Genomic DNA, 13,650 nt, shown 5'->3' with positions numbered 1-13,650 from the left:
AATTCCTCGCCAACCCTTGCCTCGTCTGTATCTGGCACATTAGTTGCAAAAACAGATTCAAAGAATCTTTTGTTTCATGCTAACGTAACGGGTAAACATCATGAAGAAACTGTTGATCGCACTGGCCGGGGCCGCTTGTCTCCTTTCGTCTGTTTCTGCCGTGCAGGCTGACCAGCTCCAGGATATTGAAAAACGCGGCGTCATTCGTATTGCCGTGCCTCAGGATTTTCCGCCGTTCGGCTCGGTGGGCACCGACCTGCAGCCGCAGGGGTATGACATCGATATGGCGCGCTATCTGGCGAAATCGATGAAGCTCAAGCTGCAGCTGGTCCCGGTGACCAGCGCCAACCGCGTGCCGTATCTGCAGACCGATAAGGTGGACCTGGTGATCTCCAGCCTCGGCAAGAACGCCGAGCGCGAGAAGGTGATCGACTTCAGCCGCGCCTACGCGCCGTTCTTCCTCGGCGTGTTTGGCCCGAAAGGGGCGGAACTGAAGGACGCGGCCGCGCTGAGCGGCAAAAGCATCGGGGTGACCCGCGGGGCAGTGGAAGATATGGTACTGACCAGCGTGGCGCCGCAGGCAGCGCAGATTAAGCGCTACGAGGATAATAACACTACGCTGTCGGCTTACCTGTCCGGTCAGGTGCAGTATGTCGCGACCGGCAATCTGGTGGTGGCGGCCATCTCCCGGCAGAACGCCGACAAAGCGCCGGTGCCGAGCTTTATGCTGAAGGACTCGCCGTGCTTTATCGGTCTGAAAAAGAACGAACCGGCGCTGAAGGCGAAAGTGGATACCCTCATCGAGCAGGGCATTAAGGACGGCACCCTCAACGGTCTGTCTGAGAAGTGGCTGAAAGCGCCACTGCCTGCCAGCCTCGGCGCGTAAGGTCTGGGGATGACGGAGCAACTTCATTTCTCTGAGCTCTGGCCGCACTGGCCGGAGCTGCTGGCCGGCCTGTGGGTGACGGTGCAGTTGACGGTGCTGGCGACGATCGGCGGACTGGCGATCGGCATCCTCGGGGCGGCGATCCGCAGCGGGCGCCCGGGAATGCTCAGCCGGGTATGGGGCGGATATGTGGAAATCATCCGCAACACGCCGTTTGTGGTGCAACTCTTTTTTATCGTCTTTGGTTTACCGAACCTTGGACTGAAGATGACCGCCGGTGAAGCGGCGCTGCTGGCGATGGTGGTTAACCTCGGCGCCTATAGCACCGAGATCGTCCGCGCCGGTATTCAGGTGACGCCGAAGGGCCAGTGGGAAGCCGGTCGCGTGCTCGGGCTTAGCCGGACGCAAACCTTCGTTCGCGTCGTATTGCCCCCGGCGCTGCAGCGGATTTACCCGGCGCTGGTCAGCCAGTGCATCATCGTGATGCTCGGCTCGTCAGTGGTGTCGCAGGTCTCCTATGAGGAGCTGACCTTCGCCGCCAACCTGATCCAGTCGCGGACATTTTTGAGCTTTGAGGTCTATCTGGTAACCACCGGGATCTACTTAGCGTTATCGATAGCGATGCGCCAGCTGCTGATGGCGGCGGGGCGTAAATGGCTGGGGGTACAGGCCTGATGACCACTTTTACTGACTGGGACATTATCCGCAACCTGCTGCTGGCCGGTCGCTGGACGGTGCTGCTGTCGCTGGTCGCGTTCACCGGCGGGGCGCTGGTGACCTTACCGTTACTGCTGCTGCGCCTCACCGGCGGACGCCAGGTGAAACGGCTGATCCGCGGGTACATTGAGCTGTTCCAGGGGACGCCACTGCTGATGCAGCTGTTTCTGGCATTCTTTGGCGTGGCGCTGTTCGGCGTCGACGTCTCGGCGTGGACCGCCGCCTCGGTCGCTCTGACGCTCTACACCAGCGCCTTTTTGCTGGATATCTGGTTCGGCAGCATTCGCGCGCTGCCCAAAGGCCAGTGGGAGGCCTCGCGGTGTCTCGGGCTGAGCTTCGGCCAGACCCTGTACCGGGTGGTGGCGCCGCAGGCGCTGCGCATTGCCATCGCGCCGACGGTGGGCTTTGCCGTACAGGTGATCAAAGGCACGGCGCTGGCATCGATTATTGGCTTTGTGGAGCTGACCAAGGCCGGGACGATGCTGACCAACGTCACTTATCAGCCGTTTAAAGTGTTTGCCCTGGTGGCGCTGGGCTATTTCATTCTGTGCTATCCGCTGTCCCGCTACAGCCGCTATCTGGAGAACAAATTCAATGCCTCTCATCACCATTAATCAGATGCAGAAGTACTACGGCGACAACCATGTGTTGAAGGGCGTCGATCTGGATATCGACATGGGGGAAGTGATCTCGATCATCGGTCGCAGCGGCTCGGGTAAAAGCACCCTGCTGCGCTGTATCAATGGTCTGGAGGGCTACCAGGAGGGCAGTATCAAGCTCGGGGGCATGACCATCACCGACCGCGATTCACAGGCCCGGGAGATCAGCCGCTCTATCGGCATGGTGTTCCAGAATTTTAACCTGTTCCCGCACATGACGGCGCTGGAGAACGTCATGCTGGCCCCGCGGCGGGTGCTGAAGAAGTCCCAGGCCGAATGCCGGGAGCTGGCGCAGCGGATGCTGGAGAAGGTCGGTCTTGGCGACCGTCTGGATTACTATCCGGCCAATCTCTCCGGCGGCCAACAGCAGCGCGTGGCCATTGCCCGGGCGCTGGCCATGTCGCCGAAAGTTTTACTCTGTGACGAAATCACCTCGGCACTCGACCCGGAACTGGTGGGTGAAGTGCTGAAGGTGCTGGAGCAACTGGCGGCGGAAGGTATGACGCTGATCCTCGTCACCCATGAAATGAATTTTGCCCGCGAAGTGGGCGACCGCGTGGTGTTTATGCATCAGGGACGCGTCTGGGAGCAGGGCGACAGCAAAACGCTGTTCGCCAGCCCGCAGACCAGCGAACTGAAACAGTTTATCTCCTCGGTGCGCGGTCTTAACTAACGTAAGGAATGGCAGATGGATATCACTCAGTTTTCGCAAATTAACCCGCCGCAGCGCCTGCTGATGGGGCCGGGGCCGATCAATGCCGACCCGCGCGTGCTGCGCGCCATGTCGAGCCAGCTGGTTGGCCAGTACGATCCGGCGATGACCCACTACATGAATGAAGTCATGGCGCTCTACCGCGGTGTGTTTCGCACCGAAAATCGCTGGACGATGCTGGTCGACGGCACCTCGCGCGCCGGGATCGAAGCGATTCTGGTGTCGGCGATCCGTCCGGGTGACAAAGTGTTGGTGCCGGTGTTCGGCCGGTTTGGACATCTGCTGTGCGAGATCGCGCGTCGTTGCCGGGCAGAGGTGCACACCATCGAGGTGCCGTGGGGCGAGGTCTTTACGCCGGATCAGGTTGAGGACGCGATCAAGCGCGTGCGCCCGCGCCTGCTGCTCACCGTGCAGGGCGATACTTCCACCACCATGCTGCAGCCGCTGGCGGAGCTGGGGGAGATTTGCCGTCGTCACGAAGTGCTGTTCTATACCGACGCCACCGCGTCGCTCGGCGGTAACCCGCTGGAAACCGACGCCTGGCAGCTGGACGCCGTGTCCGCCGGGATGCAGAAGTGCCTGGGCGGTCCTTCCGGCACCTCGCCCATCACCCTCAGCCCGCGGATGGAAGAGGTCATCCGCCGCCGCCGCTGCATTGAGCAGGGGATCCGCACCGATGCGCATCACGACGGCGTCGACGAGATGATCTACTCCAACTATTTCGATCTCGGCATGGTGATGGATTACTGGGGGCCGGAGCGCCTTAACCACCATACCGAAGCGACCTCGGCGCTGTTCGCCGCCCGGGAGTGCGCGCGCCTGATCCTCCAGGAGGGACTCGACAACGGCATCGCCCGCCACAAACTGCACGGCGATGCGCTGCTGAAGGGCATCCAGGCGATGGGGCTCGAGACCTTTGGCGACCTGCGGCACAAAATGAATAACGTGCTGGGGGTGGTGATCCCCAACGGGGTCAACGGCGATCAGGTACGCAAACTGATGCTGGAAGATTTCGGCATTGAAATTGGCACCTCGTTTGGTCCGCTGCACGGTAAAGTCTGGCGCATTGGCACCATGGGCTATAACGCGCGTAAAGACTGCGTGATGCAGACGCTCAGCGCGCTGGAAGCGGTCCTGAACTACCTCAAGTTCACCACCACTCAGGGCGCGGCGATGCAGGCGGCCTGGGATCACTACCGCACCGAGGCCACCCTATGAGTGATACCGCCCGCCAGCAGGCGGAGAGAGAAGCGGCTGCCAGCCGGGTGATGGCGCGTGCCGATCGGCTGGCCACCCTTAGCGAAACCGCCGATGCCCTGACCCGGGTCTATCTGTCGCCCGAGCATCTGCAGGCCAACCAGTTGGTGGGCCAGTGGATGCAGGCTGCCGGCATGATGGTGTGGCAGGACAGCGTCGGCAACATCTGCGGACGCTATGAAGGACAACAGGAGGGGGCGCCGGCGGTGCTGCTGGGCTCTCATCTTGACACCGTGCGCAACGCCGGGCGCTACGACGGCATGCTCGGCGTGCTGGCGGCGATTGAGGTGGTCCAGCGTCTGCACCAGCAGGGGCGACGGCTGGCAAAGGCAATCGAGATCGTCGGCTTTGGCGATGAAGAGGGCACCCGCTTTGGTATTACCCTGCTCGGCAGCCGCGGCGTCACCGGCACCTGGCCTGAAAGCTGGCTGTCACAGTGCGATACCGACGGCGTGAGCGTCGCCCAGGCGCTGGTGAATGCCGGACTCGATCCGGCGCGGATCGGCCACGCGGCCCGTCATCCGCGGGATATCGCCGCCTATCTGGAACTGCATATCGAGCAGGGGCCGTGCCTGGAGCAGGCGGGGCTGGCGCTCGGCGTGGTGGAGGCGATTAACGGCGCCCGACGGCTGAACTGCCGCTTTACCGGCGAAGCTGGCCATGCCGGCACGGTGCCGATGCTCCACCGCAAGGACGCCCTCGCCGCGGCGGCGGAATGGATGGTGCAGGTGGAAAACCTGACCCGGCAGCGCGGCGGTAACCTGGTGGCGACGGTCGGCACCCTGCGCTGTGCGCCGGGCGCGGTGAACGTGATACCGGGCGAGGTGCAGTTGACGCTGGATATTCGCGGCCCGCAGGATGCGCCGCTGACGGCGCTGCTGGATGAGCTGCTGGGCGAGGCGCAGGCCATTGCCGGGCGTCGCCAGCTGCGTTTCGCCGCCGAGGAGTATTATCGCATCGCCGCCACCGCCTGCGACAGTCACCTGCACGCGGTGCTGGGCGAGGCGGTGATGGCGGTGCAGGGGCGTTCGCTGACGCTGCCGAGCGGCGCAGGGCATGACGCCATCGCCATCGCCGAGCGCTGGCCATCGGCCATGCTGTTTGTGCGTTGCCTGGGGGGCGTCAGCCATCACCCGGCGGAGTCGGTCACCGCCGCCGACGTCGGACTGGCTATCGACGCTTTCTCCCGGGCGGTAGATAAGGTGGCCGACGCCTGATCGCGCCGGTCACCGTGCCCCGGCTGGCGGCTTTACACCGCCAGCTGGTTGACCACCTCGGCGACGGAGGTGATGGCATGGATGTTGCCGATCCCCGCGCCCACCGAGATATATCCCTCATCGGTATTCCCCTCCAGCATGCCCAGCCGCATCCCGCGCAGACCACCCATCGCCTGGGCCAGCTCGGTCCTGGAGGCGCCGGCCCGGTCCATGGCCACCAGTGTGTCGCTCAGTTTGCCGGGCAGCGCGCGGTAGTAGTCCGGCAGAGTACGGAACAGGCGCAGATCCAGACCGTTGGCGGCCACAATTTTCGCTTTCACCGAGTCGGGAACCCGGCTTTCGATGGTGCTGATAAATACCGAACCGGCGAAGACGCCCTCCGCCCCCAGGGCATGAACGGCGCGCGCGCCCCGGGCGTCGGTGATCCCTCCGGCGGCCATCACCGGAACCCGCTGTACCGCGTCAACGATCAGCGGGACGATGGTGAAGGTCCCGAGGGCGGTCCCCGGCAGCGTGCCGCCTTCGTCAAAGCCGGTGGCGACAATAATATCCGCTCCGGCCTGCTCCGCGCGGCGGCTGTTCTCCGGCGTCGGGTTGATGTCACGATAGATAATGGTGATCCCGGCGGCTTTCAGTTCGTCGAACAGCGCCGGTTTTAACGAACCGTCGCCGTAGCCGGTGTAGACCACCACCTTAACCCCTTCCTCTTTGATCACCGGCAGGATCGCCGGCGTCCAGATGTCATTTTCCGCCGTCGGGATCAGGTTGACGCCAAAGGGTTTCTCCGTCAGCTGTTTGGTTTTACGGATCTCTTCGCGCATTTTCTCGGCGGTGGCCTCCGGGGTGGAAACGGCGGTTGCCGCCGTCAGTCCGGCGTTCGGGCCCAGCACGCCAAGCCCACCGGCGTTGCCGACGGCCGCCACCAGACGAGCATCGGTTAGCCAGGAGAGGGGCCCCTGGACCACCGGTTTTTCAATACCCAGAATGCGGGCGACGCGGTTAGGTTGCATGATATTTTTCCTTTTATGTTAATAAGTTATAAATTTCTTCGCCCCAGCGATGCGGCAATGAGGGCAGTGTAGGCGTCTTTATTGTTTTAAAAAATGAGCAAAAACTTTCATCACTATTATTAAATTAGTAATAATGTGAACTGATGAAGAGGTGGGAGGCGGGCCATCATGCAAATGAATCTGTTTGAAAATATTAAAATTTTTATTGAAATCGTCGATGCCGGCAGCTTTGCCCAGGCGGCGGAAAATTTGCAGATCCACCGACCGGCGGTGACCAAAGCGCTGCAGCAGCTGGAGCAGGAGAGCGGGGTCCGGCTGCTGCAGCGCACCACCCGGCGTCTGTATCTTACGCCGGAGGGGGAAGAGTTTTATCGCCGCAGCAAACCGTTGCTCTCCCAGGCCGACGATCTGCTGGAGTCGTTCGCGCCGGACCGACCGATCCGCGGTCAGCTGCGCGTTGATATGCCGATCGCCTTTGCCCGGCTGCTGGTGATCCCGCATCTGCCGGATTTTTATCAGGCCCATCCGGAGGTGGAGATTGTCCTCAGCAGCTCCGACGTACGCCGGGATATGCTGCGCGATGGTCTGGATTGCCTGCTGCGGGTGGGGGATCTTGAGGATGGCGACTATGTGGCGCGTTCGCTGGGGGAGGTGGCGTTAACCACCTGCGCCAGTCCGGGCTATCTGGCGCGCTATGGGGTGCCCGCGACGCTGGAGGACCTGCAGTCGCATCTGGCGGTGAACTGGGTGAACAGCAGCAGCCGGCAGATTATGCCCTGGCGATTCCAGACCCCGGAGGGCATCAGGCAGATCGCCATTCCCGGTAAACTGGTGCTGGACAACTCTGAAGTCTTTACTGCCGCCGGGCTGGCGGGGCTGGGGATGCTGCAGGGGATGCGTTTCTTTTTGCAACCTTATATCGACAGCGGGCAACTGGTGGAAATTTTGCCGGACTTTCCGGCGCCGCGTCGACCGTTGTCGCTGCTCTATCCGCACCGGCATCTGTCGCATAAGGTGCGGGTCTTTGCCGACTGGTTGCAGGGGCTGGTAGCGACCCTGGATCGATCGGTGTCGGCTTGACTCTGCTGGCTGAGCGTTTATATATAAAATGTGAATGCTATTAAGCAATGAATCACAAAGCTGGATAACGACTTAACCTGTAAGGGAATGCTGATGAAACTCTGGAATAAAACACTACTTGCTTCCGCTCTGTGTCTGACCCTGTTTGGCTGCGACGATGCGTCGAAAGTGGATAACAAACTGGATAAGGCCAAAGATAATGCGGAGCAGATGAAGGATGCCGCGGCGGACAAAGCGCAGGCGATTAAACAGGATGCGGATAAGCAAATCGATACGCTGAAAAGCCAGGCTGACGCCGAGGCCGACCGCCTGAAGGATCAGGCCAGCGCCATCAAGGCGGAGGCGGACAAGAAAGCGGATGCCATCGCCCAGCAGGCGAAAGCCCAGGCCGATGCCGTGAAGCAGAACGCAAAGCAGGAAAGTGACCGCATAGTCAAAGAGGCGGGTCAAATCAAAGACAATGCCATCGGCGACGCCAATCAGCTCTCGGCGGAGGCGGCGAGCAAAACCAAGGCCATCCAGGACAGTATCGCGGCGGACAAACAGAACACCACGCCACCGCCCGCCCAGCAGTAACCTGCGCTGTTTGCCTGACCCGCGCCAGGAAATATAGGGAGCGGAGCCTGATAGATTGCCCGGCGGCGCTGCGCTTGCGCGGGCCTACGCAGGGGGTGGGTTGGCTGCGCAATGACCGGGCATCACCCTTGTGTAAGCCGGGCAAGGCGCCGTCGTCGCCCGGCACGTGGACCGCAATAGCATCCTGCTCAGGGGTATCTTACGATACCCCTTTTTTATGCGCGCTGCGGGTTCAACGGTTTGGCAGCAGGGTGCCTTTCAGGCCGTGTGGCTCGGAGCGCAGGTACTGCGAAGGGACGCGAACCTGGGCGCCGAGGCTGGCGGCGGCGTGCCACGGCCAGTGCGGATCGTAGAGTACCGCGCGGGCGAGGGCGATCAGGTCGGCATCGCCATCCTCCAGCGCCGCTTCCGCCTGCTGCGGATCGGTGATCAGCCCCACGCCAATCACCGGGATGGCAACCTGCTGGCGAATGTCGTGGGCGAATGGCAACTGATAACCCGGTCCGACGGTGATCGACTGCTCCGGCGACAAGCCGCCGCTGGAGACGTGAATATAATCGCTGCCCAGCGCTTCCAGCTGCTGGCTAAACTGAATGGACTGCTCGCAGTCCCAGCCGCCTTCGACCCAGTCGGTAGCCGACAGCCTGACGCCCACCGCCATGGTGTTGCCTACCGCCTCGCGGATCGCGTTAAACACTTCCAGCGGATAGCGCAGACGGTTTTCCAGCGAACCGCCGTACTCATCACGGCGCTGATTGCTGAGCGGCGAGAGAAACTGGTGCAGCAGATAGCCGTGGGCGGCGTGCAGTTCAATTAGCTCAAAGCCCAGACGCTGGGCACGCAACGCGCTGGCGACAAACGCCGCTTTGATGCGCGCCATATCGGCAAGGCTCAGCTCGGCGGGGGCGCGGTCGCCATCGTGAAACGCCACGGCGGAGGGGGCAACGGTTTGCCAGCCACCCTCATTAAGGGCCAGCTGATGACCACCCTGCCACGGGGCCGCGCAGGAGGCTTTGCGTCCGGCGTGCCCCAGCTGGATCCCCAGGCGGATCGGCGACCAGGCCCGAATATCCTCTACCACCGCGCGCAGCGCGTTTTCGGTTTCATCATCCCACAAACCCAGATCCCCCGGCGAGATACGTCCCGCTGGCTCTACCGCCGTGGCTTCCAGAATTAACAGGCCAGCGCCGGAGAAAGCCAGCTGACCAAGATGGATCCGGTGCCAGGAGGTGGCTTTACCCTCGTCGGCAGAGTACTGGCACATGGGGGCAATAACGATGCGGTTATCCAGCGCCAGCTGACCAATACGCGTCGCGCTAAAAAGATGGCTCATGAGTACCTCGTAAAAGTTAGACAGGGTCTTGCATGGGGGCGAACAGTCACTGTTTATAGCACGCCTGTTTACCCTTCTTTATTCGGATATTGCGTTTAAGCAGCCCGCTATTCGATAAACCACAGGCGGCGCCGGCGGCCCGTCGCCTGCTGCGACACGGCACGGGCCATCGCGCTGCCAATTTCGGCGCTGGCCGTCAGCCCCTGCACAAAGGGACGATCGTGCATCAGCCAGGGAAGGGCGCCGAAAGCGACCCGGCCGCGCAGCGTCTCGGGCGCCTGCAGCGTGTAGTCATCGCCGACGTCCGGAATGTCGTCGCCGCAGGCCAGCAGCTGCTGGCGCAGCGATGGGAAGGGCAGGTCCCGGGTTTTCAACGCTTGTTGCCCGCGGGCATCGATAAACACATCGAATTCACAGCGCTGCTGATGATGGACAATCAGCGTTCGGTGAGACTCGCGCTGCAGGTCATAATCCTCGCCGAGCGCCACAATACGCAGAATACCGGCCTGGTGCAGGGCCAGCAGCCGGCGAATGGATTCCGGCGGGATGGCGGCATAGTTATCGATAAACACCCGGGCGAGCCCGCGCCGGAAGCGGCGGCTGTCCTCGTCGTTGAGTTCCGGCACCACGCTTTCAATCGCCTCGTGCAGGCGGAGAATGGCATAGCGCCAGGGCACCGTGTGGTGTTCGCGTTTATTGCGCTCCACCTCCTGCAGATTGCGTTGCGCCCACTGGAACGGGTCATGGGTGAGACGGTCGGCAAACCAGGCCTCGGCGATGCTGTCAGGCGTTAGCTGGCGCAGCCCCGTCGCCTCGCACCAGGCCGGGGCGGCATATTCCAGCTCCTGCACGACCAGCTCGAATACCCGATCCAGTAGCCCGTCACTGCCCTGCGCGACGGCAGCCTCAAGGGCGGCAGGGGTGGCGATCTCCAGCGGCTCCCATGGGATCGGACAGTAAAAATCGGCTTCCGGGAGCACCCCATTGCGCGACAGCAGGGTGATCTCCAGCGCCTCGCTGCCAGGATGGAGGGTAAAATGGGTCGTTTTGTCGTTCTCAGTATGGAAAACACCATGCTGGGCCACCACGGCGATGGCGGCATCAATGGCGCTTAAAGAGGTCCCGAGGATCCCGACCCGACAGGGCGCGATCCGGGCGTCCATCAGTCCGGTCCACGGGCTGGGGAAATACTGTCGACTGGCGCGCTCTTCCTCAGGCCACAGATGGCCGGTGGCAATCGCCACCAGGTCGACGATAACCGGTTCTGCCGCGCTATCAGTGTGGATGGCGATCCCGGCGGGCTGGACGGCAATATCCGTCACTTCACAGGATTCACAAACGCTAACGATGAAGCCGGCGTCCCGGGCCCGCTCAGTGAGATACAGAAAACGGTCGCGATAGTACTCGCCGAGGATCACTCGCGGCAGGAACTGGCGCTCATGCAGCGTGTGCCGCTCGAGGCCGCGCGCCGCCAGCCAGGCGTCGCTGTGCTGCTGCAGCCATTGCAGATAGGTCAGGTCGATAGGGGGGATCTCAATGCTGGCGATGTTAGCCAGCATTTGCGCCGCCGTATTATCGTCACTGTAGGGCATACCCACCCCGGCCTGCGCCTCTTTTTCAAACAGGGTGATCGCCAGCGGCTCGCCACGCTTCACCAGTTCATAGAACGTGTAAATCCCCGTCGGCCCCACGCCGACGATGGCAACTCTCTTCATGATTCTCTCCCTTCCTGTGGGCGGATGCGGCATGGACAGCGGTTCACTGTCGCCAGCCTGTCCTTAATTCTGGTCGAAAATTGCCGATCCGGTGGGCCGTTACACGCAATTTGAAACAAATTAGCAGGCTAATAAACTTGCCGGCGGCCGGAAAAAGGGTGTAATTAACAAAAGAGCAACTTTCTATACAAACAATTTACATAAGCGGTGACACCAGCTTGCTCTGCCGGACGCCGCGCAAGCTCCCGGCAACCCCGTCGGGATAGGGATGACAAGATGCATGGCTGGACTTCACGACAGCGCAACGCGGCGATTGCCAGTTTTTTAAGCTGGACGCTCGATGCTTTCGATTTCTTTCTGTTGGTCTTTTTACTGAGCGATATCGCCCACTCGTTTCACGTCGACCTTGAAGAGGTCACCCTGGCGATTCTGCTTACCCTGGCCGTGCGGCCGATAGGCGCGCTGATTTTCGGCAGGGCAGCGGAAAAGTATGGCCGCAAACCCATTCTGATGCTGAATATCGTCTTCTTCTCCGCCTTTGAGCTGCTCTCCGCCGCCGCGCCGTCGTTGCTGCTGTTTTTTCTGCTGCGGGTGCTGTATGGCGTGGCGATGGGCGGGATCTGGGGCGTGGCCTCGTCGCTGGCGATGGAGACGATCCCCGACCGCTCGCGTGGCCTGATGTCCGGCCTGTTCCAGGCGGGATATCCCTTCGGCTATTTGCTGGCGGCCGTCGCCTACGGCCTGCTGTTTGAACAACTCGGCTGGCGCGGGATGTTTGTGATTGGCGCCGCGCCGGTGCTGCTGCTGCCGTTTATCTATTTCTGCGTCGAGGAGTCCCCGGTTTGGCTGGCGGCCCGGCAAAGTAAAGCGAGCACGGCGCTGCTGCCGGTACTGCGTAGTCACTGGAAGCTGTGCCTGTACCTGGTGGTGCTGATGGCGGCCTTCAACTTTTTCTCCCACGGGACGCAGGATCTCTACCCGGTCTTTTTGAAAGTCCAGCACGGCTTCGAGCCTAAAACGGTCAGCATCATCGCGGTCTGCTACAACATCGCCTCGATTATGGGTGGAGTGTTCTTCGGTTCGCTGTCGGAGAAGATTGGCCGACGCAAAGCGATTATGATCGCCGCCCTGCTGGCGCTGCCGGTCATTCCACTGTGGGCTTTCGCCAGCGGCTCGCTGGCGCTGGGGGCGGGGGCGTTTCTGATGCAGTTTATGGTGCAGGGGGCCTGGGGAGTGATCCCCACCTGGCTCAATGAACTGGTCCCGGCCAACACCCGGGCGGTGCTGCCTGGCTTCGTCTATCAGCTGGGTAATCTGCTGGCTTCGGTGAATGCCACTCTCCAGGCGTCAATCGCCCAGCATCATGGGCATAACTACGGTCTGGCGATGGCCCTGGTGGCCGGTACGGTGGCGATTGTCATTACCGTCCTGACCTTCTTTGGTCGCGAGGGACGGGTGATCCAGCCCGCAGGAGCGGGACATCGCCAGCCGCTCTCCACCAGCCGTTAACTTCTGCTACCGGGCGTCGTCAGGCGCCCGGTAGCGTACGTTAGCCGCGCAGACGAATTGCCGCCGCCTGGCGTTTCTCCAGCGAGCAGATCCCAATCCCCACCATGATAAACAGGGCGCTGAACAGATGCCAGGCATGCGGCTGGGTATGCAGGAAGAGGATGCTCAACACCCCGCCGGAGAGCGGGATGATATGGGTGTAAATTTCTCCCCGGGTGGCGCCAATCGCGGCGATACCTTTGTTCCAGAACAGATAGGCCAGCCACGACGGGAAAATCACCAGATACGCCAGGCCGCTGAGGAAAAACGGCTCGCGCCAGGCGGCCCAGTCCTGCGCCGGGTGGCGCATCAGCCAGAAGATGACGATGGGCAGCAGGATCAGCGCGCCGAGCAGCGAGCTGACGGCGACAAAGCCATTCGCCGGGATCCGGCGGTCCTTCAGACGTAATAGCGAGCAGTAGAGCGCCCAGCTCAGCGCCGACCCCATGGCCCACAGATCGCCGACGGAAAAGCGATGCAGCGAGTTGGCATGCAGTGGGTTTCCCTGGAATAACAGGATCATCACGCCAAGGGTGCTGAAGATGACCCCCAGCCAGTTGCGGGCCGAAACCGGGTCACGAAAAATCAGCCGGTTAATCAGCAGCACCATACTTGGCGTGGCGGACATATAGATGGCGGCGTTGAGGGCGGAGGTGGTTTGCAGGCCAATATAGAGCGTGAGCGGGAAGCTGACCTGGCCACAGAGCGTTAGCACCAGCACCGCCGGCGCGTTTTCCCGCAGCAGGTGGCGGCTGGCGGCGATCTGCCGGCGGTAGAGCAGGCCCAGCAGCAGCGCCGTCAACGCCCATCGCGCTTCGGTCATCAGGATCGGATCCACGCCCTGAACCAGCACGTGACCGACCACGTAATTTCCCCCCCAGAACAGGGCGGCCAGCGTCAGTAACAGATAGGGCATGCTGATTCCTTGCGTCGCTTATCA

General features: G+C 61.8%; 13 protein-coding genes. 9 read left to right on the top strand and 4 right to left on the bottom strand.

Translation table 11 applies throughout. The annotated features are described in order from the left end of the window. The first annotated feature begins 100 nt into the window (after positions 1 to 100). The 6 genes from NKJ21_RS04420 to hpxK are packed head-to-tail and all read left to right on the top strand — an operon-like array spanning position 101 to position 5,448. The gene (locus NKJ21_RS04420) at positions 101 to 886 is read left to right on the top strand and encodes a transporter substrate-binding domain-containing protein (RefSeq protein WP_254732727.1); all 786 of its coding nucleotides are present in this window, start codon (positions 101 to 103) and stop codon (positions 884 to 886) included. Between the two features lie 9 nt (positions 887 to 895). Then, positions 896 to 1,561, top strand: a complete 666-nt coding sequence (locus tag NKJ21_RS04415) for an amino acid ABC transporter permease (protein ID WP_004176117.1) — start codon at positions 896 to 898, stop codon at positions 1,559 to 1,561. Next, entirely contained in the window at positions 1,561 to 2,217 is a 657-nt protein-coding gene (locus tag NKJ21_RS04410; RefSeq protein ID WP_004176118.1) for an amino acid ABC transporter permease, read from the top strand. Before NKJ21_RS04415 ends, NKJ21_RS04410 begins: the two co-directional genes overlap by 1 nt. Then, on the top strand, positions 2,198 to 2,935 hold the full coding sequence (locus NKJ21_RS04405) for an amino acid ABC transporter ATP-binding protein (RefSeq protein WP_004179947.1): 738 nt from the start codon (positions 2,198 to 2,200) through the stop codon (positions 2,933 to 2,935). The genes NKJ21_RS04410 and NKJ21_RS04405 overlap by 20 nt, the downstream gene beginning before the upstream one ends. A gap of 15 nt (positions 2,936 to 2,950) precedes the next feature. Beyond that, positions 2,951 to 4,192: an alanine--glyoxylate aminotransferase family protein gene (locus tag NKJ21_RS04400; protein ID WP_008804831.1), complete on the top strand. Its 1,242-nt coding sequence runs from the start codon at positions 2,951 to 2,953 to the stop codon at positions 4,190 to 4,192. Further along, positions 4,189 to 5,448: an allantoate amidohydrolase gene (hpxK, locus tag NKJ21_RS04395; protein ID WP_254732725.1), complete on the top strand. Its 1,260-nt coding sequence runs from the start codon at positions 4,189 to 4,191 to the stop codon at positions 5,446 to 5,448. Before NKJ21_RS04400 ends, hpxK begins: the two co-directional genes overlap by 4 nt. Positions 5,449 to 5,480: 32 nt before the next feature. On the opposite strand, the gene NKJ21_RS04390 is transcribed toward hpxK, so the two are convergent. After that, positions 5,481 to 6,458, bottom strand: coding sequence for a nitronate monooxygenase family protein (locus NKJ21_RS04390; RefSeq protein ID WP_004179941.1), 978 nt, complete (start codon positions 6,456 to 6,458; stop codon positions 5,481 to 5,483). 174 nt (positions 6,459 to 6,632) lie between these two features. Between NKJ21_RS04390 and NKJ21_RS04385 the strand changes: the two genes are divergently transcribed. Both NKJ21_RS04385 and NKJ21_RS04380 read left to right on the top strand, forming a co-directional pair. Then, entirely contained in the window at positions 6,633 to 7,538 is a 906-nt protein-coding gene (locus tag NKJ21_RS04385; protein ID WP_162542831.1) for a LysR family transcriptional regulator, read from the top strand. 87 nt (positions 7,539 to 7,625) lie between these two features. Continuing rightward, complete coding sequence (locus tag NKJ21_RS04380; protein WP_025712450.1) at positions 7,626 to 8,114, top strand: hypothetical protein; 489 nt, start codon at positions 7,626 to 7,628, stop codon at positions 8,112 to 8,114. A 232-nt stretch (positions 8,115 to 8,346) separates the two neighbouring features. Here the strand turns inward: NKJ21_RS04380 and NKJ21_RS04375 are convergent, their stop codons facing one another. Both NKJ21_RS04375 and NKJ21_RS04370 read right to left on the bottom strand, forming a co-directional pair. Next, positions 8,347 to 9,447 carry an NADH:flavin oxidoreductase/NADH oxidase gene (locus NKJ21_RS04375; RefSeq protein ID WP_254732723.1) on the bottom strand — a complete coding sequence of 367 codons (1,101 nt, stop codon included), beginning with the start codon at positions 9,445 to 9,447 and terminating at the stop codon, positions 8,347 to 8,349. 107 nt (positions 9,448 to 9,554) lie between these two features. Beyond that, positions 9,555 to 11,162, bottom strand: coding sequence for an FAD-NAD(P)-binding protein (locus NKJ21_RS04370; RefSeq protein WP_023340169.1), 1,608 nt, complete (start codon positions 11,160 to 11,162; stop codon positions 9,555 to 9,557). Between the two features lie 276 nt (positions 11,163 to 11,438). Between NKJ21_RS04370 and NKJ21_RS04365 the strand changes: the two genes are divergently transcribed. Then, positions 11,439 to 12,671, top strand: coding sequence for an MFS transporter (locus tag NKJ21_RS04365; RefSeq protein WP_012541690.1), 1,233 nt, complete (start codon positions 11,439 to 11,441; stop codon positions 12,669 to 12,671). Positions 12,672 to 12,711: 40 nt separating this feature from the next. Here NKJ21_RS04365 and NKJ21_RS04360 read toward each other — a convergent pair whose 3' ends face one another. Continuing rightward, positions 12,712 to 13,626, bottom strand: a complete 915-nt coding sequence (locus NKJ21_RS04360) for a DMT family transporter (RefSeq protein WP_117116100.1) — start codon at positions 13,624 to 13,626, stop codon at positions 12,712 to 12,714. Positions 13,627 to 13,650: the final 24 nt, after the last annotated feature.

The organism is Klebsiella sp. SWET4 (assembly GCF_024296565.1).
Classification (GTDB): domain Bacteria; phylum Pseudomonadota; class Gammaproteobacteria; order Enterobacterales; family Enterobacteriaceae; genus Klebsiella; species Klebsiella variicola.
This window is presented reverse-complemented; position numbering and strand designations above follow the sequence as displayed.